This is a genomic window from Membranihabitans marinus, from assembly GCF_021729155.1.
Lineage (GTDB): Bacteria > Bacteroidota > Bacteroidia > Chitinophagales > Saprospiraceae > Membranihabitans > Membranihabitans marinus.
On the sequence record NZ_JAJQYA010000004.1, the window covers coordinates 69,683 to 96,278 of the forward strand.

General features: G+C 35.7%; 21 protein-coding genes and 1 tRNA gene. 9 read left to right on the forward strand and 13 right to left on the reverse strand.

Annotated features, from left to right (window positions below; translation table 11 throughout):
- Window positions 1-86: 86 nt before the first annotated feature.
- The 3 genes from LVD51_RS03910 (at window position 87) to LVD51_RS03920 (ending at window position 3,116) form a co-directional block, all read left to right on the forward strand.
- Window positions 87-2,036: a M1 family aminopeptidase gene (locus tag LVD51_RS03910; protein WP_236969884.1), complete on the forward strand. Its 1,950-nt coding sequence runs from the start codon at window positions 87-89 to the stop codon at window positions 2,034-2,036.
- 83 nt (window positions 2,037-2,119) lie between these two features.
- Window positions 2,120-2,944 carry a hypothetical protein gene (locus LVD51_RS03915; protein WP_236969885.1) on the forward strand — a complete coding sequence of 275 codons (825 nt, stop codon included), beginning with the start codon at window positions 2,120-2,122 and terminating at the stop codon, window positions 2,942-2,944.
- 98 nt (window positions 2,945-3,042) lie between these two features.
- Window positions 3,043-3,116 (forward strand) — tRNA-His (locus tag LVD51_RS03920).
- Here the strand turns inward: LVD51_RS03920 and LVD51_RS03925 are convergent.
- The 10 genes from LVD51_RS03925 to LVD51_RS03970 all read right to left on the reverse strand — a co-directional run bounded on the left by LVD51_RS03925 (window position 3,108) and on the right by LVD51_RS03970 (window position 19,461).
- Complete coding sequence (locus LVD51_RS03925) at window positions 3,108-3,710, reverse strand: hypothetical protein (RefSeq protein ID WP_236969886.1); 603 nt, start codon at window positions 3,708-3,710, stop codon at window positions 3,108-3,110. The two genes, LVD51_RS03920 and LVD51_RS03925, sit on opposite strands and share 9 nt — an antisense overlap.
- A 347-nt stretch (window positions 3,711-4,057) precedes the next feature.
- Window positions 4,058-4,993 carry an aspartate carbamoyltransferase catalytic subunit gene (locus LVD51_RS03930; protein WP_236969887.1) on the reverse strand — a complete coding sequence of 312 codons (936 nt, stop codon included), beginning with the start codon at window positions 4,991-4,993 and terminating at the stop codon, window positions 4,058-4,060.
- On the reverse strand, window positions 4,986-5,546 hold the full coding sequence (gene pyrR, locus LVD51_RS03935; protein ID WP_236969888.1) for a bifunctional pyr operon transcriptional regulator/uracil phosphoribosyltransferase PyrR: 561 nt from the start codon (window positions 5,544-5,546) through the stop codon (window positions 4,986-4,988). The genes LVD51_RS03930 and pyrR overlap by 8 nt, the downstream gene beginning before the upstream one ends.
- A gap of 195 nt (window positions 5,547-5,741) precedes the next feature.
- Window positions 5,742-6,983: an aminotransferase class I/II-fold pyridoxal phosphate-dependent enzyme gene (locus tag LVD51_RS03940; RefSeq protein WP_236969889.1), complete on the reverse strand. Its 1,242-nt coding sequence runs from the start codon at window positions 6,981-6,983 to the stop codon at window positions 5,742-5,744.
- Window positions 6,984-6,986: 3 nt separating this feature from the next.
- Window positions 6,987-8,279 (reverse strand): bifunctional folylpolyglutamate synthase/dihydrofolate synthase, encoded by a 1,293-nt coding sequence (locus LVD51_RS03945; protein WP_236969890.1) that lies wholly within the window; start codon window positions 8,277-8,279, stop codon window positions 6,987-6,989.
- Between the two features lie 39 nt (window positions 8,280-8,318).
- Entirely contained in the window at window positions 8,319-9,500 is a 1,182-nt protein-coding gene (locus LVD51_RS03950; RefSeq protein WP_236969891.1) for an AIR synthase related protein, read from the reverse strand.
- A 207-nt stretch (window positions 9,501-9,707) separates the two neighbouring features.
- Window positions 9,708-16,814, reverse strand: a complete 7,107-nt coding sequence (locus LVD51_RS03955; RefSeq protein WP_236969892.1) for a malectin domain-containing carbohydrate-binding protein — start codon at window positions 16,812-16,814, stop codon at window positions 9,708-9,710.
- A 102-nt stretch (window positions 16,815-16,916) separates the two neighbouring features.
- Window positions 16,917-17,996, reverse strand: a complete 1,080-nt coding sequence (locus LVD51_RS03960; RefSeq protein ID WP_236969893.1) for a phosphotransferase — start codon at window positions 17,994-17,996, stop codon at window positions 16,917-16,919.
- Window positions 17,997-18,090: 94 nt separating this feature from the next.
- Window positions 18,091-18,411: a hypothetical protein gene (locus tag LVD51_RS03965; RefSeq protein ID WP_236969894.1), complete on the reverse strand. Its 321-nt coding sequence runs from the start codon at window positions 18,409-18,411 to the stop codon at window positions 18,091-18,093.
- 51 nt (window positions 18,412-18,462) lie between these two features.
- Window positions 18,463-19,461, reverse strand: coding sequence for a YpdA family putative bacillithiol disulfide reductase (locus LVD51_RS03970; protein WP_236969895.1), 999 nt, complete (start codon window positions 19,459-19,461; stop codon window positions 18,463-18,465).
- A gap of 156 nt (window positions 19,462-19,617) precedes the next feature.
- Here LVD51_RS03970 and LVD51_RS03975 point away from each other — a divergent pair, with 156 nt between their 5' ends.
- Both LVD51_RS03975 and LVD51_RS03980 read left to right on the forward strand, forming a co-directional pair.
- On the forward strand, window positions 19,618-20,868 hold the full coding sequence (locus LVD51_RS03975) for a TlpA disulfide reductase family protein (protein WP_236969896.1): 1,251 nt from the start codon (window positions 19,618-19,620) through the stop codon (window positions 20,866-20,868).
- Between the two features lie 11 nt (window positions 20,869-20,879).
- On the forward strand, window positions 20,880-21,635 hold the full coding sequence (locus LVD51_RS03980; protein ID WP_236969897.1) for an SDR family NAD(P)-dependent oxidoreductase: 756 nt from the start codon (window positions 20,880-20,882) through the stop codon (window positions 21,633-21,635).
- Between the two features lie 3 nt (window positions 21,636-21,638).
- On the opposite strand, the gene LVD51_RS03985 is transcribed toward LVD51_RS03980, so the two are convergent.
- Together LVD51_RS03985 and lipB are read right to left on the reverse strand one after the other, a co-directional pair.
- Window positions 21,639-22,145 (reverse strand): acyl-CoA thioesterase, encoded by a 507-nt coding sequence (locus tag LVD51_RS03985; RefSeq protein ID WP_236969898.1) that lies wholly within the window; start codon window positions 22,143-22,145, stop codon window positions 21,639-21,641.
- A gap of 1 nt (window position 22,146) precedes the next feature.
- Window positions 22,147-22,848 (reverse strand): lipoyl(octanoyl) transferase LipB, encoded by a 702-nt coding sequence (gene lipB, locus LVD51_RS03990; RefSeq protein ID WP_236969899.1) that lies wholly within the window; start codon window positions 22,846-22,848, stop codon window positions 22,147-22,149.
- Between the two features lie 293 nt (window positions 22,849-23,141).
- On the opposite strand from lipB, the gene LVD51_RS03995 reads away from it, so the two are divergent.
- Genes LVD51_RS03995 through LVD51_RS04010 form a run of 4 tightly spaced genes read left to right on the forward strand, consistent with a single transcriptional unit; the run spans window position 23,142 to window position 26,120 of the window.
- Window positions 23,142-23,822 (forward strand): metal-dependent hydrolase, encoded by a 681-nt coding sequence (locus LVD51_RS03995; protein ID WP_236969900.1) that lies wholly within the window; start codon window positions 23,142-23,144, stop codon window positions 23,820-23,822.
- A gap of 4 nt (window positions 23,823-23,826) precedes the next feature.
- Window positions 23,827-24,612, forward strand: a complete 786-nt coding sequence (locus LVD51_RS04000; protein ID WP_236969901.1) for a ParA family protein — start codon at window positions 23,827-23,829, stop codon at window positions 24,610-24,612.
- A 21-nt stretch (window positions 24,613-24,633) separates the two neighbouring features.
- Window positions 24,634-25,530, forward strand: coding sequence for a ParB/RepB/Spo0J family partition protein (locus tag LVD51_RS04005; protein ID WP_236969902.1), 897 nt, complete (start codon window positions 24,634-24,636; stop codon window positions 25,528-25,530).
- Between the two features lie 8 nt (window positions 25,531-25,538).
- Window positions 25,539-26,120, forward strand: coding sequence for a DUF5683 domain-containing protein (locus LVD51_RS04010; RefSeq protein ID WP_236969903.1), 582 nt, complete (start codon window positions 25,539-25,541; stop codon window positions 26,118-26,120).
- A 61-nt stretch (window positions 26,121-26,181) separates the two neighbouring features.
- Here LVD51_RS04010 and LVD51_RS04015 read toward each other — a convergent pair whose 3' ends face one another.
- Entirely contained in the window at window positions 26,182-26,508 is a 327-nt protein-coding gene (locus tag LVD51_RS04015) for an SCP2 sterol-binding domain-containing protein (RefSeq protein ID WP_236969904.1), read from the reverse strand.
- Between the last annotated feature and the right edge of the window lie 88 nt (window positions 26,509-26,596).

The following is a 26,596-nucleotide window of genomic DNA, read 5'->3' on the forward strand; positions in this document are numbered from 1 at the left end:
ATTAAATTCACATTCATAATGCGTTATACCAATTGACATTCGTTGTGAATATGAACTGTATTTTAAAATTTTTTAAATGACAATACATGAATGGTATTCGAATTTTCACTTTATGTTATATTATTTTTATTTGGAACACCAGTATTAAAGGACAAGAGGCATATGATATTTGTAAAATAGCCGCGGCCGAAGCTGCTTCAGCTTCCCCTATGATAGAATTTCGTAATGAAGCAAAAAACTTAAACATCATTCATCAAAAACTAGATTTACATATTGATCCCAATGTCAATTTTATTTCTGGCAATATTACTACCACACTATTCATAGAAGAAGAGAATACTAGCTCTATCACTTTAGACATGTCGAAAAATTTATTGGTCGATAGTATTCTTTCAACTCGTGGTCAAGATCTTCAATACGTTCACAATAATAGTGATCTCCTCGTCATAACATTGGACTCAACCTACCAAGAAGGTGAAATCGCTCAAGTGCAAATATTCTATCAAGGTGCGCCTATGGAAGTCGGCTTTGGATCATTTATACAAACTAGCCATGATTCCGGCCCTATATTGTATACTTTATCCGAACCATTTGGTGCAAAAGAATGGTGGCCTTGCAATCAAGATTTAAAAGACAAAGTAGACTCATTAGATCTTTATATCACCGTTCCACAAGGATATGAAGTGGCCGCCAATGGACTATTAATGGAAGAATTAGCCCTGCCTGACAATCGCAGTCGTTTTCATTGGCAACACAGATATCCAATTACAACCTACCTTATCGGTTTTGCAGTATCCAATTACGATATTTATCACCAAACTATTCCACTACGTGAAGGTAATTTACCCGTAACCAATTATATATATCCTCATGAATACGACAAGAATGTGGCTTTATTGGACGATCAATTGCCAGGTATGATTCAAATGATGGACTCTCTCTTTACTCCATATCCATTTACCAAAGAAAAGTATGGACATGCTCAATTTGAATTTGGAGGGGGTATCGAACATCAAACCATAAGTTTTGTCAGAGATTATCGCTATAGTTTAATGGCACATGAATTGGCTCATCAATGGTTTGGCGATTATATAACTTGTGGAAGCTGGGAAGATATATGGTTAAATGAAGGATTTGCCACTTACTGTACTGCCCTTATCTATCAATTTGAGACTAAAGATGGTCGCTGGGAAAGATATATAGATGAGTTAATGGGATTGGCCGTTACATTTCCTGATGGTTCGGTTAAAGTAGATGATACAACCAGTGTCGATCGAATTTTCAACCCCTATTTGTCCTATTTCAAAGGTGGACTCCTTCTACATATGTTGCGCGGAATAATGGGAGATGAAGATTTTTTCAATGCCATTAGAAATTATTTAACAGATGAATCCACAGTTCATGGTTTTACCAAAACACCGGTTTTAAAAAGACATTTAGAGCAAAGTTCCGGAATGGATTTAACTGAATTTTTTGAAGATTGGTATGAAGGACAAGGATACCCTTCTTATCATTTAAGATGGTTTAATTCAGAAGATATGTATACTATTTTTCTATCTCAAACCACTTCTCATCCTTCGGTGGACTTTTATGAAATGCCAGTTCAAATAAAATTAATAGGAGATGATAGAGACACCTTGATTACTCTCGACCACAAACACAATGATGAAGCATTTATGATTAATCTCTCTTGGACAGTAAATAGTATAGAAATTGATCCCGATCGTTGGATAATTACCAAGGACAATAAGGTGGATATTTTAACCAACAACAACGGGATTCAAACACTACCTCATTCCATATATCCCAATCCTGCAAATAATCAGGTAGATATTCAACTTATCAAGCCCTTTGAAATAAATAATGTAAAGGTATATAATAGTCTGGGACAAGAATCTATGAGTCAAGATCTTGAAAATAAATTAATGTCTAATATTACCCTAGATTTAGAAAAATTATTTCCAGGCAATTATTTTATTCAAATACAATATAGCAATAACACAAAATCCATTCACAACTTAATTATTGCTAGATAAGGAATTATTAATTTTAATTATATATAGGTTAGAAAGAATCCGATAATTTTTTTCAAATTTGCATTTTAAAATAAACAAAAAGTATGAACATAAATCTGTATTCAGTTTTAATATTGGGAATAGTAATGTGTTTTTCATGTAAAAATGAAGGCACTGGTACAAGTCAAACAAGTAATAATAGTGAAAGTCATCATGAAAGTTTCGAATATTTAGGTTCTGGAACACCAAAGTACACCTTGACCACCGGAGAAACCACTGATGAATATAATGATGCCAAGATGACTGGCTGGAATTATGAGAACGGCAGATTATCATTTGATATCGAAGGCAACGGATATGAATTAAAACAACAAAGTTCCGATGCTTCGTCATTAATGTGTGCCAATTCAAATGAGGGAGCACATATCCACGTTTTATTAGATAAAGCTCCCTATGTTGCTAAATATGAAGACAATTTTGAATTTGATATTCCAGACGGCCAACATCACATACTCGCATTTTTAGGAAAATCCTATCATGAGAGTATTAAAAATTCAAGTGCAAGAATTGCTAGGTTAATCGATGTTGTAGATGGGAAAGTAACCAATGAATGGAATATTCCTACCCCCGCCCTTTTCTATAGTCGTCCAAAAGGAACTTATGTTGGAAAAGATGCGGAGAAAATATTAATAGATTTTTACCCTTTGAATATTGCTATAGGAGAAGATGCTAAAATTAAATTGCAAGTCAATGGAGAACAATACTATCTTTACGATTGGAAACCTTACTTTATTGAAGGACTTCCTGCTGGGACCAATTCTGTGGGTATCCAATTACTCGATATGAACGGAATGCCTTTGCCTACACCAATAGGTTCATTTTTGAGAAATTTCGAAATCATAAAAGATCCGGCAAAATCACTTCAATAAAATAACTGGTGAGGTGGAAAATGATATTTATTTTAAATATTTTCAAAAAAAGCTTTAAAATAAATTCATTTATTCCTATATTCGCACTCGCTAAAACGGTGGTTGTAGCTCAGTTGGTTAGAGCATCGGTTTGTGGTACCGAGGGTCGTGGGTTCGAATCCCATCAGCCACCCTTCTTTTTAAACCATTTCTCTTTTGAATTATTTTGATTAGGTTGTTGTTTCTTCTTAATACCTATTCTTTCTAAAAGTCCAGGATCATTGGGATTTTTCTTTTTAATACCGATCTTTTTCCACAATTCTCCTTTTTGCTTTTTGTGTTTTTCTATGATATAGCGCAAACTAATATCTGAACCAATTCTAAATTTGACTTCCTCAGATCCTATACCTACAAGGGGAGTGAGATTAAAAGCAATATTTGATTTACCTATGGACAATTCAATCCCTCCATTTAACAATAGTCCAGCATAATTCTGCTTTTCTATATCTTCATGAAACCCGTAGTGCAATCCCCCACCTCCATACATATTAAAACCTTTAGAAATTATTTTCTTGTGATATCTACCGATTAAACTAATACCAGCTTCATTGGTCCAAAAGTTTTTAGACAAAACCAGTTCAGCCGAATATGGAATCACGGGACTATAAACCACACTCATCCCCATATTTTTACTCAATTTTAGACCAGCCGCCCATTTATATGATTGAGAAAATACAGAATTGGTGATAAACAATAGCAGGAAAGAACTTAAAAGGGATTTAGTCATAGGGATATTTATACAATAAGACGAATTTGAGTTGTGATTCGTATGTGTAATCCATATTTTTTATCTTTTATAACAAGACATAATTCCCCATGATTCAGATATAGCTATAATTTTCAATCATTTAAATTATTCCAAATTCATATTTGGAATTAATATTCAATGCAAACCTCTTTAAAAATTTATGACAAGCCAATACCTTTTATGAGCTGTGAGTTGTACATCCCTAGTTATATAGAAAAATTTGAACACAAAAATGCATTTCATATTTATATCAGTAGCCTACAAATTTATTTTGTAATAACCACCAATACTTTAGGAATCCAATCACAAAAATTACTAATCAGGTACTATCCTACGCGATTCCCGGCCAATAAAAACAGTACTGCCATTCGAATCGCAACCCCATTTTCTACTTGTTGCAAGATAATGGATTGGTCGGAATCGGCCACATCACTATCTATTTCAATTCCCCGATTTATGGGACCTGGGTGCATAATTACAATATCTTTGTCGATTTTATCCAACAATTCCTTGTGGATACCATAATACAGCGAATATTCTCGCAGAGAAGGGATGTATTTGATTTCTTGACGCTCCAATTGAATTCTCAATACGTTGGCCACATCACACCATCGCAATGCTGCTTCTACGTTGTAAAAAATCTGGACGTTTAACTCGGACAAAAATTTAGGAATAAGAGTTGGTGGACCACAGACAGCAACCTTAGCACCAAGTTTCTGAAGGCAGAAAATATTACTTAAGGCTACACGACTGTGTACAATATCGCCAAATATGCATACGTGAAGCCCTTTATAACTATTAAAGTGTTCACCGATTGAATAGGCATCTAACAAAGCCTGAGTAGGGTGTTCGTGGGTACCATCACCAGCATTAATAATATTGGCATCTATGTGATTGGCCAAAAATGTAGGCGTTCCTGGAGCTGAATGACGAATGACAACCATATCGACTTTCATCGACAAAATATTGTTGACTGTATCTAAGAGAGATTCCCCCTTTTTGACACTAGAACTAGCAGATGAAAAATTCAACACATCAGCAGAAAGTCTTTTTTCTGCTAATTCAAAAGAAATCCTTGTTCTGGTGGAGTTCTCAAAAAACAAATTGGCTATGGTAACATCCCGTAGTGTAGGTACCTTCTTTATGGGACGATTAATTACGTCCTTAAAATTGTCCGCTGTCTGCAATATTAATTCTATGTCCTCGGGCAACAAATTCTGTATACCCAATAAATGAGGTTGACTTAGATAAGACTTAATCATTATCAATTTCTTTTGAATCGTACAAAACCACTCTATTCTCTGAATCTCCTAACTTCCAATATACTCTTACATAGGCATGATCTACCGTATCCACTTCCATACCCGTATAATCGCACTGAATCGGTAAATGTCGATTAAATCTCCGATCGATAAGGGTTAATAATTTTATAGTAGATGGGCGTCCATAATGTTGTAAAGCACTGAGAGCAGCTTGAATCGTTCTTCCAGTATACAATACATCGTCCACTAATAATACTTCACGCCCTTCAATTAAAAAATCCATTTTATTGGACTGCGGTGCCAATATCTTCTCCCTCCTTCTAAAATCATCCCTGTAAAATGTTATATCAAGATGACCTTCAAAGACTTTGGTTTTAAAGTTTGAATTTTGAAGTCGAGCCAATATTTCTTTTAATAAAATCGTGCCTCGAGGCTGAATACCTATTAAACACAACTCTTCACAATGGCTATAGTCTTCTATGATTTGCTCGGTCAACCTAAGTAGGGTGAGATCAAATCGTTTGGGTTCCATAATTTCGCGTCCATGCTTCATAATAGCAAATATAAGAATGCATTTATATCCAAAGTGAAAAAATGTAGATTGAATATTTAAAAATCAAATAAAACTTTGAGTTTAAGATTTGTGATTACATGGCATATGTATATCAAAAACATAAAAAAAGTGAACAACAGGGCTGTTCACTTTTTTATATTTTCATATTGTACAAATTGTCAAAACAATTATGGATTATATACTGGTTGGAATTTGACTTTTGTATACACCTTGATCGAGCTTTACTTTAACTGAATCAAATGCATCCAAGGTTCTCAGTACATCGTCTTCTGTATGCACAGCTGTAGGTATCAATCGAATTAAGATAACATCTTTGGGTACTACTGGATAAACCACTACAGAACAGAATATGCCGTGAGTATCACGCAAATCTCTAACCATTTCACAAGCTTCTAGAGGCTCTCCTTTCATAAACACTGGTGTAACACAACTCTTTGTACTACCAATGTTGTAGCCACGCTCTTTGAGGCCAGCTTGCAACAAACCAACGATTCGCCATAAGTTATCTTTGAGTTCTGGATGTTTTTTAATCAGTTCCAATCTTTTCAATCCTCCTTCTACAAATCCCATAGGCAAAGACTTGGCAAAAACTTGAGAACGCGCATTGTATTTCAAAAATCTAATGATCTCCTTATCTGCGGCAAAGAATGCTCCTATACCGGCCATTGACTTGGCAAAAGTAGAAAAGTAAATATCAATTTCATCTATTACATCTTGCTCCTCACCTACTCCAGCACCAGTTTCACCAAGCACACCAAAACCATGTGCATCATCTACCAACAATCTGAAATCATATCTTTCTTTAAGAGCTACCACACCCTTAATATCACCTTGCTCGCCCTGCATTCCAAATACTCCTTCAGTAATCACCAAAATACCTCCTCCGGTCTTTTCAGTAATTGCGGTTGCTCTTTCTAGCTGTTTGACCAAACTGTCCATATCGTTGTGCAAATAGGTAAATCTCTTACCTACATGTAATCTCACCCCATCTACTATACAAGCATGTGAACCATCATCATAAATAATTACATCGCGTCTAGTGACCAAGGCATCAATGGTTGATACCATTGATTGATAACCAAAATTGACTAAAAAAGAATCTTCCTTGCCTACAAAGTCGGCTAATTCTCTTTCTAATTCAGCATGCTTTTTGGTTTGTCCTGACATTAATCTCGAACCCATTGGATATGCCAGACCATAATTGGCTACAGATTCTGCATCTGCCTTCCTCACTTCTGGATGATTGGCTAAACCCAAATAGTTGTTAACACTCCACACCACGACTTCTTTTCCTTGAAAATTCATTCGCGGACCTATTTCACCCTCCAATTCAGGAAAGATAAAATATCCTTCTCCATAATTAGCGAACTGTCCCAATGGACCAGGGTTGTCCACCACTCTTTTAAATATATCCATAATTTACAAAATTTCTGCGATTAAAAATATACTGCCAAATACCAATACTGTATCGGTAGAAGCTATTGTTTGTTTGATCTCAGTAAGTGCTTCATTTGCAGACTTATACACCTTCCCAGACAATTGATAATTTAATGCCAATTGCTGAATTTTTTCAGCCGACATAGCCCTTGGAATACTCATATTACAAAAATAATATGTCGCATCTTTGGGTAATTGACTCAAAACACTGCTATGATCTTTGCCCTCAACCATACCAAACACGATGTGCAAATGTAAACTTTTTTTATCAAAATACTCTTTTAAATATTGAATACCAGCAGCATTATGAGCTGCATCAGCTATGATAAGAGGTTGTTTACTAACAATTTCAAACCTTCCTTTGAATTTACTTAATTGTGAAAACCGCGCCAATCCTGCTAAACTTTTACCAATATCTATGGCTATTAAACCTAAAGATTGAACGATTTTTATCGCGTGTAAGCAGGTGTTCACATTGTGATCTTGATAGGGTCCTAGATTGTCCAACAATAAGCCATCCTGTCCCCAATTATGGTTTATGAGACGATAACTGCGCTTAAAATCAACTATTCCTCGAAATTGACAAAGACTTAAATCACTTTTAAATATAATAGAATTCTCATTCCTGGCTTTCTCTTCAAAAACGACTTCTAAGTCGGAATTTACGTTGCCCAATAATACTGGTACTTCAGGTTTTATAATACCTGCTTTTTCTCCGGCTATTTCCTTCAAGGTATGACCCAATATATCCATATGATCAAAATCAATACTGGTAATAATACTCAATAAAGGATGAATTACATTGGTAGAATCCAATCTTCCCCCCAATCCGGTTTCTATAATCGCTAGATCAATTTTTTTCTCTTTGAAATAATCAAATGCAAGACCGGTACTCATTTCAAAAAATGAGAGCATGGCATCTGAAAGATATTGTTGATGGACACTTACCCAATCAGCTATATAATCTTTATCTATATATATTCCATTGATCTTAATACGCTCTCGATAATCTCGCAAATGAGGAGAGGTAAATAATCCTACATCGTATCCATTTTGTTGAAATATGCCAGACAACATATGAGAAACCGACCCTTTGCCGTTCGTGCCAGCAATATGAATGCATTTAAGATCTTTATGTGGATTGCCTAAATAAGACATAAAGTCTAATGTCTTCCTAAGATCTAATTTTTCTAAACTAGGCCTACCTAATTTTTGAAACATAGGGAGAGCAGACATAATGAATTCCTCAGCCTCTTGATAATTCAACTTAGTCATTGTAATCTAGTATATGGAAAACGATGGCATAGGTAATGATTATTCATCTTTAAGCGTATAACTTCCCTTCTCATCGGTAATTTCAACACTCTTTTCATCCGCTTTTTCAACGTAACCTATTATTTGAGCATCGATATTTAAGGACTCAGATAATCGTATTAATTCATGGGCGGTATCGGCATCGGTAAATACTTCTAGACGATGTCCCATATTAAATACTTGATACATTTCCTCTCTAGGTAGTCCAGATTCCTCTTCGATCAATTGGAATAAAGGAGGCAAAGCCAATAAATTATTCTTTACTATTTTTACACCATCCACAAATTTAAGAACCTTAGATTGACCACCACCTGTACAGTGAATCATACCTTTTATAGCAGATGCATGACCATCAATCATCGGTTTAATCAATGGCATATAAGTCCTTGTAGGAGAAAGTATTAATTTTCCTATTGTCATATCTTTTCCATCGATATTTATGGTATCGGTTAACTGCTTCGACCCAGTGTATTGGTATTCACTATCCACGTTGGGATCTACAGAATCGGGATACTTAGACTTATACAATTTGGCTAAAATATCATGTCTAGCGGAGGTCAGACCATTACTCCCCATACCACTATTGTATTCATCTTCATAGCTCGCTTGGCCATAAGATGCGAAGCCCACTATAACTTCTCCACCAGTGATATCATTGACTATTAAATCTGATTTTTTCATTCGGGCAAAAGTAGTGTAACCCACATCTATAGTTCTGACAATATCTCCTACGTCTGCAGTTTCACCTCCAGCCAAATGAATATGAATACCATGATCAGCCATTCTTTTTTGGAAGCCATCAAAAAAATGAATCAATTCCTTGATCACTTCTCCACCGATCAAAGATTTATTCCGTCCAATGGTCGAAGAAACAATAATATTGTCCACAGCTCCTACACAAGCCATATCATCGATATTCATTACCAGAGCATCTTGTGCCACACCTTTCCAAACCGTGATATCTCCAGTTTCTTTATAATACATATAGGCCAAACTCGTTTTAGTGCCCGCAGTATCAGAATGCATAATATTACAATATTCACTATCATTGGCTATGTAATCGGGCAATATTTTACAAAATGCATTGGGGTATAATCCCTTATCAATTCCTTGTATTGCTTGATGTACATCTTGTTTTGAAGCTGACACTCCCCTTTTTTCATACTTTAACCGATCCGACATATATATTTAATTTTCAAATGAAATGCAAAAATATAGATTTATATTAAACTAATACCATAATCTGTTGATGTATTATCTGTATTACCGACATCACTTTAATATATCTCTTCTCCAATTTTATTAAAATGAAAAACCCTTCACCAATTATACCTTAAGAAAAGGAATACATGATGAAGGGCATTCTAATATTTTTGGTATAAAATAACTCTATCTAGGCATTAGCTCAAATCTTCCTGTCTGCATATTCTGATCAGTGATTATTTGATAGGTGTATACACCAGCCACCCAATCTCCATCGAATACATATGATATTACATTACTTCCTCGATTGAACTGTACGTCTCTGCGATTGACAATTTTTCCATCTATAGATCGAATGAGGACAATAGCATTACCACTTACCGGTACATTGACTTTCAATTGGCTGTATCCCACCGAAGGATTAGGATACATCACATGAGACCAATTGTTTTGCAATTCCTTATTCAATTGTATCGCCTTACTCTCTAATTCACTATCTACCACAATGGATTGCTTTCCTTTAATTCCAGCTATCAATTGTAAGTCTACAACCTTGGCATCATTGGATACTATCTTAAACAATACATCTCCAGCCCAAACCGATGTAGCATCATTCTCTGTAGTCCACAATAGACTTGCAGCATCATCGTGTTCATAGTAGTTGTATATACTTCCGTGAATTTTATTTCCATTGACAATCTCTATATCTCTAGACAACTCTTTTAAGTGTAACTGGAATCCCGCTATTGAAATATCTTGGGTTGCGATGAATTCATAAATTACTTGACCATCGTCATTGTATTTACTTACGATCTTAACTGGATAACTAGGCATTTCACTTCGACTAGTGTTCAATAAGTAATCCGCATTATTGTTAACATCTCCCATCTTGATACCGATCCAATTGTTATCAATATTATTGATATCTGGACTTACATCGGCATATTCTTTAAATGAAGATCGATCAACAAACTTCCATGGTTTTACATTCGAAAACTTACTGCGTTGACCTAAAATCAACTGCCTAATTAACAATACATCATTAATATCTACTACATCGTTATTATTGACATCAGCAGCTATTTTCTGGTATACCGATGTGGGAGTTGATGTTTTTTTCAATATCCGTTGAGTGAGAATTAAATCAATTAACGACACTCCATTTTGATAATTATCTTCTTTTTCTAGATAAATTTGATCAAACGAATAAGGAATTCTCATAAAATAAGCAGCATCGTTTATATTATAAGATTCCATGGTATTGGAAGACTCCATTACATTTAAAGTGGTATTGTAAATAGGTCTTTTCTGTACATCTCTAACTGTACCTGACAGTATCATCAAAGGTTGACCATCCAATCCACAGGTATCATTGACTACGATTACCTGTTCTCGTTTTATAACTACACCACTGCACCAATCCTTAATTGTGTATTGTCTCAATACCTTTTTCATCGTTTCAGAACCCACTACATCGTATATCTTATCCTGATATCCAATAGCGATTGATCTACATCCTCCAGGTAAACGATAACTCACTTCTCCTACTTCGGCCAAAGGCAAGATAGCATTTCCACTAGAATTCGTAGTCAATGGTAGACATAGCTCTGTATCTTCTGGCCAGCTAAACATTGAAGGTCGAAGTGGACAACTCTCTTTTATAATAATATTTTGAACATAGACGCGAGTGATCTCTTTGTCCCCACATCCAGAAGTCACATAAAATTTTCTCATAATACTGCCCTGTCCACAATCATCTAATATAGGCCAGATATCTTGAGTAATGGTGGCGGAACAATTCACACCAATGAAACCATTATTAGCCGTGTTAGAGATATCTTCTAAATAAGCGACTTCAACATTTTTGTACTTCCAATCTATATATCCATCGTGAGTCGTATCAGAATATGTTGTGGTTACTGTAGAATCTGCACAGAATGTGTTATAATAATCAAAACTAACATCCATTAGGCTTCCATCCATATGAGTAGGGCGGTTTTGTTGATCAGCCCATGCTATGGTATAAGTACCCAATAATTCGTCTAATTGAGCGAACAAGATGGAATCGTCTTCACTACTTCCAGCTTCGGCGGCCAATTCTACTATCGATTTATAATATTTATCGTAAGCATCACAACTTATAGAAATATCATCTAATTTCTGCAAGACTACCGGTTCCACATTATCTTCTACTCTTACAGTAGCCCAAGATTTACCCCAATTACACCATTGATCCATGACCAAAATTTCGACCATTACATCTTGGCATATATCTTCACAACCAAAAGGAACTTTTTTACTCCAACCTCCACCAATAAACGAAGACTTTTCTTTAATTAATGGATTGCCGTGTTCATCGTATGGAGGACAATTTTCTGCCCAGTACGATCGAATGGCTTGCCGCCACCCTTCTACTATTTCATTCCCACAGGCATAATCTTCTTCCATCCATTTCAACATATTTCTGTAATACAATTCCACTTCTCCATCAGACAACAAGGACAATGGATCGATCTCGTTTAATTCTTCAAGACTGGTAATCTGACTTATTTTTTCATCGCATAGATCCACACAGAAAGTTTCCCAATCCACTCTTCTAGCAAAGACCATAACATCACCGCAATTGTCATAACTACCTTCATTGAGCGATTCGGCATTTAACCAAGCTTTTTTATTGACCAAACTTATGGTAAGATCATCATCCACAGAAATTACAGGCGGAGTATAGTCTTTTACTTGTACATAGTGGGTCAAAGTCCCTCCATTCCAACAACTATCATTCGATTCATAAGTCACTTCTACAGGATCGTAACCATAGGGAATTTTTATAGGTTTTTCAGCTCTGAAAATTCCATCTCCGATAGAATACAATTCTACGGTTTGAAAATTAATAGTCGCTTTAACTTGATGTATTCCCGAACATGAATCTACAGTGTAGATACTGGGATAAAACAATCCCGCACATTCTTTTTCCAAAGTATTAATAAATACGGTATCATTTACATATCGATGATATGCCGTGAAATCTTTTCGGATAATAGGATGTTTGGTATCTACGATTTGAATCCATTGTTCACAGGTAGTCATTTCTTTAGTACACATATTGGTAATCGTCCAATTGCGTTTAAACATTCCTGTCATTCCACAACTTTCCATAAAAGAATCATCTACATATTCGGTTCGGTAAGAACAAAATAAATGATCGCTACTCGGATACAAATCTATATCTCCTATTTTGGGAAATCCAGATACGTTGGGATGAGGTCTGCCGAATTCATCGTATTCAGCAATAGTATCACATTCCAAAACTACCATTGGAGGTGGACATATTATGTCTACATCATCAGGAAAATTAAGTACATAAATGGTATCTGAACATGTCTTGGTAACAGTAACTTTTTCACATCGTACGATTTGTCCTGGATTTTCTTCTTGTTCTGGACAAGTATCGGGAACATATTTAAGTTCAAACAACCAATGTCGAACAATTCGTCCAACGGTATCGTCTTTTTCTAGACAATCGTATTTCTCAACTTCTACATCTAATAGTTCTGGATAAATAAATTTATCACAAGCAACAATACCAGTGGGTTTAGGGAATAATGGATTTTGAAAATCAACTATGCTATCGTTATTACAATAAACTGTTCTAGCTGGCAGACAATCCACAAAAATATTATTCTCATTCAATATATATAACCTAACTCTTTGTCGATATTCTTGACATAAATTACTTGCAACCAAGGTAAAGTCAACATACCCCCGATTGATATCGTCAACACTGGGTATATAGGATTCAAAATCAGGAAAACCCAAGGAACCAACAACTGTTCCATTCCCTAAAGTCAACTCCCAATAAATAGTTTCGATGTTTTCAATCCCTATAGGGAATGTTATATCCAAATCTGAGATAAAGAAGGTCTCTCCTTCACAAATACTCGATTCTTCCTTCATATCAATCTGAAACTCTGATACCCCTTCGATAATTAATTGACCAAAGGCTTGACAATTGGTATCGTAGCTCGCCTTAAAGTACAATGTTTCAGGCAGAGTTCCGACTACATAATTATTAAGATCAACAATCATATCTTCAGCATTCATAGCCTCATGAGTAAAGACCATTAAACTTTCTTGACCGAGATCAATATATTCCTCTAAATCAATTACATTACCTGGACAAAAGTATTCTGTTAATATAATTTCCGTATCAACAGCATTAACTACTAAAACAACTTCTGAAATAGAAAAACAAAGTTCGTCTCCTATTACATATACCCTTGTATAAAGTGTGTCTCCTGTGGTTACATAATCACAAGTGCCTATATAATCTATTGAATTAAGGTTATTTATAGCATCAATTTCGTTTCGATAAAATTTAACACCAGTAAAAATGGATAATTTAAGGGCATCTGCTATTTCACAGAGATCAAAAGTTCCAGCTCCACCAGCTATATCCACACATACAGATCGAGTAATATCATCTGCTTCAGGCCCCAATAAACCAAAATCATAAGAATAATTATATTCCAAGAATAGATTTTCAATATCGATAACGGCATAGCCAGGGATAATATCATCCTCCGCATCTGAATCCAACAGATTATTGTTTCCTGCATTACTCTCCGTTATTTTTCCTTGAAATCCATTCAAACCAGGTTGGGATAAATCCATTCGGATTTGATAATCTTTATTGGCATTAACATTGTAAAAATAGTATTCTCCGTATTGATTAGTAGTCGTAGTCGTTACAAGAATGGATCCCTGCACAGGATCAATACACCAAAGTTCCAATTCTACCCCGGGAATACCATTCTCATTGGGTTGTTGAATCCCGTCACCATTTCCATCACACCATACATAATTACCGATATTGATACCTGGGTATCTCATTAGAAATTCAATATCTCCCAAACCGTTGGCCTTGCCATATTGGTATTGACTAATAAAAAGATAACCTCTATTTTTGGCCCCTGATGTAGTAGAATAGGCATGTGTTCCTTGGGTATATACCCCATCGTTGTCAATATCTCCTATTGCGCCAGTATTGACAGGGTTAAACACCGTTAAAATCACCTCATCGGACGAGGGCATAACTCCTAATCCCCCTGTAAATATTTCCCCGTGATGTGCCAGTTCTGCTTCAAAATAATCCTCATAAAAGAATTCTCCATTATAACTTGGACCATCATCATTTTTATAATATGGAATATTGTCATTATTATCTGACTCCAATTCAAAACCTCCACTACTAGACTTAGCCGCTTTTAAGATATCCCCAGAGGCATATCCCACTACAAAAGTTTGATCCCCTATAATAGGAGGATAATTGTTATATCCTACTTGATGAGCCCATCTATCCATTATACCAATGACCATATCTCCATGACTATCAAAATCTATGTCAGAAAGGATAGGTTGTGGATATGATGTAAATATTCTTTCTATATTGTTACCTCCTTCATCTTCTAGTGGTATAAATGTCTGATCCCAGTTTTCAACCCAAGCTTCCCAAACCGATGTTTTGGTCGGGTGAGGTTCTGGATTCCCAGCACGGGACACTCTTTCTCGACGGTATTTTAGAGGAAAAGATAACTCAGTTGTAAATCCAGATCCAGGATTACTTGGATCGAAAGACAAGACATAACCGTATAAATGATCTTTATTCTTTGAGATAGAAGCATCTGCAACCAATCCTAGATAACCCTTGGTTTCGTCGAAGGTCAAGCCCCATGGACGCAACTCTCCTGAGTCCATATATTCAACACCTTCGATTTCTATCCCCATTAATACAGCTTCGGAATTATTTCCTATAAACTCTAGATCTAAAACGTTATCCGTTACATCTACATCAAAACTCGCTGTTACTGCTGTGGCAAATCCTCCGGCTTCTTCTATTATATTATAATCTTGCAGTTGTGCGACACCTTCTGCTAAAACATTAAATAATCTGACCTCTGGCATAGCAGCCTCTTGTGGATCATAGTCGGCATCTAATTCAGCAAAATGCAGAGTCACTGTATAAGTTCCATTACCACCAACTGGTATATTGTATTCAAATTGATCACCGATACGATAGGTTTGATACAAGGTAGTATCACTAGTCCCATCGTTAGCATTCATAGTATTGTATATTTCTGTGTTTAAATATCCACCTAGCCCATCATTTGAATATTTATTTCTTTCCCAAGCAGTTTGATTGAGATCGGTAAACGCCTCAGCTCCAGGATCTGACGAGCCACCTGCATTAATATTTTTCTTATAGAGAAAGTCAGTGGATGGCAATCCAGGCATACTTGCAATAGGATATGCATTTACTGTATTTAAGTTAGGTTCTCCTGTAGATATATCAACAGATACCAGGCTGTTTTGATGCAAATTAACCAACCAAAGTTGATTGCCGTCTTTTGTAACATCTATATCCCCAATACCAGTTTTACCTACTTTATCAAAGGCATCTATATCATAAGTAGCCACACCATCTTGTTTGGTCAATGCATATTGATCGCTGGCGTCGTGGGCAATTTCTCCTTCTACAATATCGCGTTGCAGTGTTCCAAAATCCAATACCCCAGAATTTTGCGTGGATATACCGGAAAGATTATACGAATACAATTCGCCAGCCTCATAGTCATATTTATAAACACCTCCTACTCCCATTGGTCCCAGTCCCACATGACGCTTCACCAAAGCTGAAGTATATATATTTTTATCATCTTGTAGTCCTACTCCCCAAGTAGCCCCTATCTGATTGATACTTGCCAATGCTTTGGGATTTCCTGTTGTTCCGTTGAGTTTTTCGGCGACTCCATTGTTGAGATAACTAAACTCAATCAAGGCAGGTGAGTTCCTTCCCTCTGCAGGCCCACCTTCATAACAAGGCAGTATAACCAACTGTAGTCCAGGATCTATCTCGATACCACTAGAAATACCGATGTAATAATCTTCACCAGGTCTGGCAAAGAAAACAGAACTGGCCGATTCCCCAATATTCCCTTCTTGAAATTCTCCATTATATCCCTTGATTTCTACTCTAGCCCTATTGGCAATTGTTCCTGTAAAAATACCGGGCTCGATTTCATCGAAATTGATATATCCTCCGGAAAAATCTAAGATTTCTGGAAAAAACCCATCTAAGTAAGGTTCATCTGCATCTTTCTGACCATTGTTGTTTTGATCGTGAAAAATAAAAATGGTCACATCTCCTCCTGAATTTTGAGCAAAACTCGTCCATCCCAATATTAGGAAAATGAAAAGACAGAAAATTTTTATTTTACGGGGTATACGTCTAGCCATATTAATCATGATATAAAAAATAAATTCAATATGTAATGATAAAACATTTATATGTTAAATAATCATATATTAAAAAAAATATTAAAAAATCTTAAAATATGTTTAATTGGCTATCGACAAATCGCTGTTTTCTAGAGACTTGTACAAATTAAGTTGACTTTTCGCTCTTATCAAATTATGACCTCGATATTCCACTTGATAATATGTATCATTATTCAAGTGATCCTCCAGAAAACGTACAACTTGGAGCAAGATAATCTTTTTGGAGCCAAAAATTAAATATGTTTTTTCATCATCTGTAATCATTTCATTTACAGATTCCATAAACCCTTTCAGCAACATAGAAAATATCTCTTTATCAATGGTAGTTTCAGGGTCTAAAAAGGCATCTTCCTCATATGGATTCAACACTGTCCGCATGAGATCTCCAAAGTCAGAGAAAATTAATCCTGGCATCAAAGTGTCTAAATCTATTATGCAAGCAGGTTGTTGGGAGACTTTTTCCAGCAAAACATTATTTGCCTTTGTGTCGTGATGTACTAATCTTATTGGGAACTGTTTTCTTTCTAAAGCTATAAAATCATCCGCTATACTAGCGATATAATCTACCATAGATTGTTCTTCTAAGGTCAATGAATTCTTCCATTGAGATTCTATTTTTTGACGAAAGGACATATATCTTTTAGTGAAATTATGAAAATCAGGAATAGTAGTATGGTATTGACTTACATCATCTTGATTTATATAATACAAAAAACTACCAAAGGCCTTACCTATGACATAGGCTTGTTGACTGGTTGTAATTCTATCTAAAGCTGTGGTATTTTCAATAAAATTGAACATTCTCCAATGCTCATCCTCTACTTTGTACAAGAAACCACTTTGGCTTAAAGTATTAATAGGCATCATAATTTGATATGGATATTGAAGGTTCCCTGACTTCAAGAAACGAGCACATCGATAAATATTATCCATTACCTGATTGGGCTGGGTGAAAACCCCTGTATTAAGTTGTTGAAGTAAATAGGAATTTGTGCGCCCACATTTTTCAATCACAACTTTATATGTTGCATTGATATGACCACTTTCTATTATTGAAAATTTGATATCGTCTACATTATCAATAAATGCTCGGACGACCGTATCTATTTTATTCTGCAAATGGGATATATTCAACTCCATAGCTTAGTTCTCATTTAGGTAAGAAAAACGCCCAAATGTACTAAAATAAAATTAATGCTATCCCTTAAGAATGACTTGGATGATGCTACTTGGTTTAATTCAACAAACTATCTTGAAAAATAATACCGATAGTTGAATCGGGACTTGTGCCTGATGATTTCGAAATGTAAGAATCCATTTTATTTGCCTGAGTATAAATATGAATTTTTGCAGCTAGTGAAGCCTCGAATGTAGGAAATTCCTTTTTGAAATATTTTGCAGAACCTATGGCCAATTGTCTTTTTGAAATATTGGGCGTCAATTCTGTATTTATGACTAACTCGATATATAAGACCCCGTTTTTAAAGGCCAACAATTTAGAATTATACTCTATCCCCGATTCCTTATCTTTTAATACTACTGTGCTATTATTCATATCTCGATTATCCATGTTTACGCAGGTAGTAAAACATAAATTATGCCAATTCTAAGACAATTGAATTTTTTCTTTTTCTCTGATATGTGAGATAATTAATTGCCCGTGCTGCCTAGTATTCTCAATAAATAGTTTACTAGTATACTTTCCAGCCACTACTACACCTGCCACATAAACACCTGACAAATTGGTTTCCAATGTATTACTATCAACATCTAATTGATTTACATCAGCTGGATTTCTTTTTATTCCCAATGATTCAAGCCATGTGAAATCGGGAGTATATCCCGTCATAGCCAATACATAATCATTTTCTATTTCTATTAATCCGTCGGGAGTCTTTATTATAACCGAATCTTCTTTTATCTCTTTAATCTCAGATTGAAAATAAGCGTCAATAGAACCTTCTTTAATTCTATTTTCAATATTGGGTTTTATCCAATATTTTACCCGATCATTGATACTATCTCCTCTGATAACCATAGATACTTGAGATCCCTTGTGATATAATTCCAAAGCCACATCACAAGCACTATTGGCCGCTCCTACAATCAATACATTCTGTCCAATGTAAGGATGAGCTTCTTGATAATAATGCCTTACTTTTGACAAAGACTCTCCCGGAACATTCATCAAATTAGCTTGTCCATAGAACCCCGTAGCGATAATAATATACTTCGCGGAAATTCTTCGCTGATCAGTTTCTATTATATAGTATCCTTGTTTTTGCTCTAATCCATTGACCGTTTCATAAAAACTTATATTTAATTTCCATGAGTCGTATACCCTCCGATAGTATTCTAAAGCCTCTCTCCGAGTGGGTTTATCATAATGAGAAACGAAAGGAACATTTCCAATCTCTAATAACTTGGAAGTAGAGAAAAAGGTCATATTTGTTGGAAAATGATAAAGTGAATCTACTAGACTTCCTTTTTCAATCACTAAATAATTCAATTTACTCTTCTTAGCCTCTATTGCACAAGTCAATCCGATTGGACCAGCCCCAATAATGACAACATCTAGATTTATGGGATGAATGCTTTTATGCATAAATTATGGATTATTCTTATTTAATGTTTAATATAATTCTTAAACTTGCACAAAGTAACAATGTTCATATTTAATAAACAAATTATGTGTAACAAACGCACTTATACATTATTAATTTTTGGTTGCATCTTATTTTGTTTTTATGGATGTATAGAGATGAATAACCCCTATTCTATGGTGGCTCCAGGTGAATGGCGAGGAGAATTAGATTTGAGAAACATTCAACATTTACCCAGTAAAAAAGAACGAACCACTCCAGACACAAAATTTGATTTTTCAGCAACACAAAACGGTATCTTACCTTTTAATTTCATTGTAGAATACCTAAATCCAGACAGTCTACAAATTTTCTTGCTAAATGGTAGCGATAAACAATTGGTGGAATCCTATAGATTTAAACCCAATGTTTTGGGAGCAAAAGATAGTATTGTCATTCAATTCCCTATTTATGATACCGAGATAAAGGCCTACGTCCAAGGTGGAGTTATGCAGGGAGAATGGATCGTTCATTATCGAGATCACTATTCTATTCCATTTACTGCCCACTTGGGTAAAAACTTTCGATTTACCGATTTGCCCAAGCCTACAGAATTAGATTTTACTGGCCGATGGAAGGTATTAATAACAGAAACAGATGGTAGTAGTTTTCCCGCAATTGGAGATTTTTCACAATCGGGTAATACCGTCACTGGTACCTTTGAAACCGAAACAGGAGATTATCGTTTCTTACAAGGCGATGTTATAGATAATAAATTATACCTTTCTACTTTTGATGGGGCTCACGCCTTTTTATTTGAGGGAGAACTGAATAAAGATGGACAACTCAATGGGGTGTTTTATTCTGGCAAACACTATTTAGCCAAATGGGAAGCAGTAAGGGACGATAATTATCAATTAAGAGATCCATTATATATCACCAAAACTACCACGGACAAATCTTCAATTTTCTCGGGACGAAGTATTGACCAAGCCGTCATAAGCTTCGATCAAGATAAATACCAAGGCAAGGTTAAATTATTGCAAATTATGGGTACTTGGTGTCCCAATTGCTATGATGAAACGGTATTTCTCCAAGACTGGATAAAGAATCATCCACAAGCACAGGTAGAAGTCGTATCCATGGCCTATGAAAGATATGATAACATCGCCAAAAATATTCATATTCTAAAACAATACAGAGATCGTATGAAGATAGAATGGCCCATCGTCTATGGAGGTCAATATAATGTAGATAAAGTCAATCTACCATTTATAGATTCATTCTCCTCATATCCTACTTTAATAGTATTTGATAAAAACAATAATATCCAACGAATATTTACAGGATTCAATGGCCCAGCAACCAGGCATTATGAAACTTTCATCCGTGAATTTGATGATATTATGACCAATCTGTTAACCCAATAAAAGTAACCAACATGAAAACCGTATTAATCACCGGAGCTAGTTCTGGAATAGGAAGAGCTACGGCCATGTTATTGGCCAAATCTGGCTATAATTTAATATTAACTGGGCGAAGAAAAGAAGCTCTCGACGAATTGAAATCTCAATTGCTATCCAATACTAAAATAAATATTCAAATTTTGGCATTCGATGTACGTTACAATGAAGAAGTAGAGAAAGCCTTAGCCCAAATCGAAAACAAACAGATCGATGTATTGATCAACAATGCTGGTTTAGCCAAAGGATTTTCAGAAATCCACGAAGGTTCTTTAAGTCATTGGGAACAGATGATAGATACCAACATCAAAGGCTTATTGTACGTATCGCGAATTGTCACTGGTTGGATGGTAAATCAACGATCTGGACAGGTGATCAATATATGTTCTGTGGCTGGAAAACAACCCTATCCCAACGGCAATGTCTACTGTGCAACCAAACACGCCGTTGATGCCTTGACCCATACTATGCGCATTGATTTACATAAATATAATATTAGAGTAGGTCAAGTCTCCCCTGGCCATGTGGAAGAAACGGAATTTTCATTGGTTCGCTTTGATGGCGATGTTGATAAGAGTAAAATATATGAAGATTATCAACCCCTAAAGAGCAGTGATGTAGCAGAAATAATTGCTTTTATGATAGAAAGACCCAGCCATGTCAACATCCAAGATATCGATGTTTTTGGAAGTCAACAAGCCAGTGCAACCATTATCAATCGCTCTGGGAGATAAAGACTAGCTAAACAACATTTTCAAGCTATCTGCATCCTTGGGATCTATTCGGCCAGACATTATAAGGCGCAATTCACGTCTTCTTAATGCGGACTCATACAATTGAAGTTCTCGTTCAGATTCGGGAATAACAGCTGGTACTTTGACCGGTTTCTTGGTTTCTTCATCTAGGGCTACAAAGGTGAAAAAGGCTTCATTGCATTTGGTTTTAACTCCGCTAAAGCTTTCTGAAAAAACCTCTACATATACTTCCAAGGAAGTCTTAAAAGCCCTAGTCACAAAACACTCCAAGGTTATCATAGATCCTAAGGCAATGGGTTCGTTAAATGATATATGATCGACAGCTGCCGTAACTACTGGACCGTTACAATGTCGCATCCCGCTGAGAGCGCAGACAATGTCCATCCAGCGCATCATGACTCCTCCCATTAAATTGCCCAGATGATTGGTGTCATTTGGTAGAATCAATTGAGTCATAACTGTATGTGAATCCTTTACTTTTTTTGACATATTATTTTTTTTCTTGTATTTCAAATACTTCTAGAAAATGCTTTAAAATCATTTCTTGTACTTCTTTCATGTCCAATTTTCGATTTAATTCTTCCGAAAGTGAAGTCACTTCCTTATTTTTCTCTTGGATACCACAGGGCACAATATGATTAAAATAATTGAGATCAGTATTAATATTAAATGCCAGGCCATGCATACTGACCCATCTACTGAGATGAACACCAATGGCACATATTTTTCTTCGGGGTTCATCGCCAATCCACACCCCAGTATAATCGTCTACTCGATATCCCTGTAGTCCTAGATCCTGCAACACCAAGATAATCACTTCTTCTAATGACCTTATATATCGGTGTATATCGGTATAGATAAGTTCTAAATCCATGACTGGATAAACCACCCATTGACCAGGACCGTGATAGGTAATATCCCCTCCTCGATTTATTTTATAATAACTAACTTCATGACTCTTAAGAAAATCTTCATCGACCAAAAGGTGGTCTTCACTTCCAGATTTGCCGAGTGTATAGACATGGGGATGTTGACAAAATATTAAATAGTGTTTTCCATTGTCCGATGGAGATAAACCTTTATTTCGCTGCCTTTTGATGTCTATTAATTCTTGCTGCAATTCTCCCTGACGCTTCCATGCTTCTGCATAATCAATGGCGCCCCAGTTTTGAACAATTAAATGATTTTTCATATTTAGTCGCTAAATAAATAAAAACTTGTGATAATAATCGCTAAATTAACGAATGTTAGATTTAAGTGTTCATTTTAAAATCGATCTAGTCGATTTCTTTTCGGTTTTTAAGATGAATTCCAAAGGTTGAATTTGGACTAAGTCAAACATTTCAAAAATTATCTATATCTTCGCACTTGGAAACGAATAAATCAATATAGATAATATTTCCTAGGTTAATTGTTACCTATGAATTCTCTAAATTGACGAAACTAAATCCCTCGAGAGATATTAAATTTTAAAATATACTCACAATGAATATTTCCTATTTAGGTCACTCTTGTTTTGTCTTCAAGATTAAGGGTAAAGTAATTTTAGTAGATCCTTTTATTACCCATAATCCGTTAGCCAAAGAGATAAGTGTAGATGAAATACCAGCCGATTATATCATTTTAACTCATGGTCATTCCGATCATCTAGCCGATGCAGAATCTATATTAAAAAGAACCAATGCCCAGATTATATCTTCATATGAAATATTGGAATGGTATAAGAAAAAAGGATTTACAGGACATGGAATGAATATCGGAGGTAGCTATAATTTTGAATTTGGATCTCTGCGAATAGTAACCGCTATTCACTCTAGCATATTACCAGATGGCAGCTACGGAGGTCATCCTTTTGGAGTGGTTATTCAAGGGGAAAATAAATCATTCTATATTGCCGGCGATACCGCTCTTACCATGGATATGAAACTCATACCCATGATTTGCAAACCATTAGATTTTGCCATTTTACCCATCGGAGATTATTTTACTATGGGGTATCGCGATGCTGCAATAGCAGCCAAATTTATTGAATGTAAAAAAATCATCGGCTGTCATTACGATACATTTGAACCGATAAAGATTGATAAAGAAGACGTTTCAGAATATTTTACAGCTCAGGACCTACAAATATTTTTACCTGAAGTTGGAGAAACCATAGATATATAACATTATGAGCAAAGTAATTGCGATAGCCAATCAAAAAGGTGGGGTTGGAAAAACAACCACTACCATAAATCTTTCTGCTTGTCTGGCAATATTGGAGAAAAAAATCCTCGTTATCGATTTGGATCCACAATCCAATACGACATATGGATTGGGCATCACCAAAAATGATATTAAAGTATCTATTTACGATGTTCTTTTGAACGAAATAGATGCTAAGACAGCTATATTGGAAACCCCTACACCAAATTTATATTTATTGCCATCGACCATTGATCTAGTGGGTGCAGAAGTAGAATTGGCTACGACGACCCAGAGACATTTGCATCTGAGAAAAGTCATCGATCAAGTAAAAGACGATTTCGATTTTGTATTCATCGATTGTCTTCCCAGTCTTGGCATATTGACCTTGAATGCATTATCGGCTTCCGATACCGTCCTCATACCTATTCAATGCGAAATATTTGCCTTAGATGGATTGAGTAAGTTGAAAAATACCATAAAATTGGTTAAACAAAATTTCAACCCCAAGCTTACTATTGAGGGAATAATCCTATCGATGTACGACAAAAGGCTTAGATTGGCCAATATGGTGGTAGAACAAGTAAGAGATATGGTTAAAGACCATGTTTACAATACCATTATTCATCGAAATTCAAAGATTGGAGAAGCTCCCAGTGTCCAGCAACCTGTTATTATTTACGATGCAGGCAGTAAAGGAGCCCGAAATTTTTTAAATTTGGCGAATGAATTTATGAAACGTCAATCGCGTAAACCTGAACCGATAGTATAAAAGTAGAAATATATGGCTAAAATGAAAAAAAAGGAATTGGGAAAAGGCTTACAAGCCCTCCTATCAAATTTGGAAGAGGAAGAAGTAAAGGATGAGGTACAAGGGCCAGATGAGGTAGATGACGCCGAAGATCGTTTGATTTTTACCATTCCTATTTCTTCTATTGAAGCCAATCCAGGTCAACCTAGAACGGATTTTGATGACGATGCCATCAAAGAACTGGCTCAGTCTATTCAAACTTATGGGTTAATTCAACCCATTACCATTCGAAAATTATCGAGTAATCACTACCAAATCATCAGTGGGGAACGACGTTTTAGAGCAGCCCAGAGTATTGGTATGGAAAGGGTGCCAGCCTATGTTCGGGTAGCCAACGATACCGAATTACTCGAGATGGCCTTGGTGGAAAATATTCAAAGAGAAGACCTTAATCCATTGGAAATCTCATTGACTTACCAGCGATTGATTGAAGAATGTCAGATAACTCATGAAGAACTGTCTGACCGTATAGGAAAGAATAGAAGTACCATCACCAATTATATTCGATTGTTGAAATTGCCTCCAGAAATCCAAAAAGGATTGAAGCAAAAACAATTGTCTATGGGGCATGCTCGTGCTTTGCTATCATTGGAACATATTGATGAAATTCTTTATGTATACCACAAGATCAGTTCAGAGCAATTGTCCGTTCGAGCCACTGAAAAATTGATTCGCGATTTACATAAACCAAAGCCTCCTACTACCGCTCAAACAGAAGAAGTAAGAGATCCTGAGATAGTAAAGATCGAAGATAAATTATCTGAATTATTTGGTGCCGATGTCAAAGTAACTAGTAGAGATGGGATGAAAGGTGAAATCAAAATTAAGTTTGAAACGCCTAATCATCTTGATGAAATTTTAGAACTCTTGGACCAATAAGCAGTCCTATGAATAAGTGGTATTACTGTCTTGTATTAGTATTTTTTACAATACTGAGCTTTGGACAACAAAATGATGGGGAAGGGATTCAGCTAGATACATCAGCTGTCCAATCACAACAAAAAAAATCAGATGAGGTTTGGTCTCCCAATCCCAAGAAGGCAGTAATGCTATCATTTATCCTTCCTGGAGCTGGTCAAGTCTACAATAGATCGTGGTGGAAAACACCTCTTATATACGCTGGACTAGGTGTCGGAGTATATGCCATAGTAGATAATCGATCAAAATACAAAGAATTCCAAACCGCATATATAAAGCGGATCAACAACGAACCCGATGCTCCCTATCTGACACTATACCCCAATGATGAAACGATAAAAAGAATTAGAGATATCTATTACAAAAGATTTCAATTGGGGATTATAGGAACAGCTGCTGTCTATCTTCTCAACGGAGTAGAGGCCTATGTAGATGCTCACCTTAAAAACTTTGAAATATCTGAAGACCTTTCTTTCGGTCCTGGTACTTCTAACGGCCCGCCCATTATTACTTCAACCATTCCTATATTTGGACTTACCTATAAATTTTAGTGGCTAGACAAAGTAATACAGCCCTCATTTAAGTAATAAATGAAAGTTGATGAATTATGCTTTACATCAGACCGAATATTTTGGCATAACGAAGCATTTCGGCTTGGTTAGAGATCTTTAATTTACCTGTAAGCAAAGCCATCATGGGATTGAGTTCCCCTCTCAATAACTTTGCTAAATTTTCATCACTGGCTGTAACTACACATTTAGCCTCGCCAGTCAATCCTTCTTCGGCAGAACATTTACCCTCTTCTACCGATATGGTCAACGATTCATCTGTGCCGGAATCATTTTTTATTATGAAATGAAACACTGTACTCAATCCTTGTAATACAGCAGGGTTAACTTTTGAAGGAAGTCCCATTAAAATCTCTTTACTACTTTTCATAATCCATTATTTTTTTGAATACAAAACACTATCTGAATTTAATAAAACAATTTGATATAAAAATGGCTGTCCCTAGGGACAGCCAATA

Excerpts from the sequence above, each read along its gene's own strand:
- LVD51_RS03910 (WP_236969884.1), top strand. The coding sequence starts at position 87 with ATGAATGGTATTCGAATTTTCACTTTATGTTATATTATTTTTATTTGG.
- LVD51_RS03915 (WP_236969885.1), top strand. The coding sequence starts at position 2,120 with ATGAACATAAATCTGTATTCAGTTTTAATATTGGGAATAGTAATGTGT.
- LVD51_RS03925 (WP_236969886.1), bottom strand. The coding sequence starts at position 3,710 with ATGACTAAATCCCTTTTAAGTTCTTTCCTGCTATTGTTTATCACCAAT.
- LVD51_RS03930 (WP_236969887.1), bottom strand. The coding sequence starts at position 4,993 with ATGATTAAGTCTTATCTAAGTCAACCTCATTTATTGGGTATACAGAAT.
- pyrR (WP_236969888.1), bottom strand. The coding sequence starts at position 5,546 with ATGAAGCATGGACGCGAAATTATGGAACCCAAACGATTTGATCTCACC.
- LVD51_RS03940 (WP_236969889.1), bottom strand. The coding sequence starts at position 6,983 with ATGGATATATTTAAAAGAGTGGTGGACAACCCTGGTCCATTGGGACAG.
- LVD51_RS03945 (WP_236969890.1), bottom strand. The coding sequence starts at position 8,279 with ATGACTAAGTTGAATTATCAAGAGGCTGAGGAATTCATTATGTCTGCT.
- LVD51_RS03950 (WP_236969891.1), bottom strand. The coding sequence starts at position 9,500 with ATGTCGGATCGGTTAAAGTATGAAAAAAGGGGAGTGTCAGCTTCAAAA.
- LVD51_RS03955 (WP_236969892.1), bottom strand. The coding sequence starts at position 16,814 with ATGGCTAGACGTATACCCCGTAAAATAAAAATTTTCTGTCTTTTCATT.
- LVD51_RS03960 (WP_236969893.1), bottom strand. The coding sequence starts at position 17,996 with ATGGAGTTGAATATATCCCATTTGCAGAATAAAATAGATACGGTCGTC.
- LVD51_RS03965 (WP_236969894.1), bottom strand. The coding sequence starts at position 18,411 with ATGAATAATAGCACAGTAGTATTAAAAGATAAGGAATCGGGGATAGAG.
- LVD51_RS03970 (WP_236969895.1), bottom strand. The coding sequence starts at position 19,461 with ATGCATAAAAGCATTCATCCCATAAATCTAGATGTTGTCATTATTGGG.
- LVD51_RS03975 (WP_236969896.1), top strand. The coding sequence starts at position 19,618 with ATGAATAACCCCTATTCTATGGTGGCTCCAGGTGAATGGCGAGGAGAA.
- LVD51_RS03980 (WP_236969897.1), top strand. The coding sequence starts at position 20,880 with ATGAAAACCGTATTAATCACCGGAGCTAGTTCTGGAATAGGAAGAGCT.
- LVD51_RS03985 (WP_236969898.1), bottom strand. The coding sequence starts at position 22,145 with ATGTCAAAAAAAGTAAAGGATTCACATACAGTTATGACTCAATTGATT.
- lipB (WP_236969899.1), bottom strand. The coding sequence starts at position 22,848 with ATGAAAAATCATTTAATTGTTCAAAACTGGGGCGCCATTGATTATGCA.
- LVD51_RS03995 (WP_236969900.1), top strand. The coding sequence starts at position 23,142 with ATGAATATTTCCTATTTAGGTCACTCTTGTTTTGTCTTCAAGATTAAG.
- LVD51_RS04000 (WP_236969901.1), top strand. The coding sequence starts at position 23,827 with ATGAGCAAAGTAATTGCGATAGCCAATCAAAAAGGTGGGGTTGGAAAA.
- LVD51_RS04005 (WP_236969902.1), top strand. The coding sequence starts at position 24,634 with ATGAAAAAAAAGGAATTGGGAAAAGGCTTACAAGCCCTCCTATCAAAT.
- LVD51_RS04010 (WP_236969903.1), top strand. The coding sequence starts at position 25,539 with ATGAATAAGTGGTATTACTGTCTTGTATTAGTATTTTTTACAATACTG.
- LVD51_RS04015 (WP_236969904.1), bottom strand. The coding sequence starts at position 26,508 with ATGAAAAGTAGTAAAGAGATTTTAATGGGACTTCCTTCAAAAGTTAAC.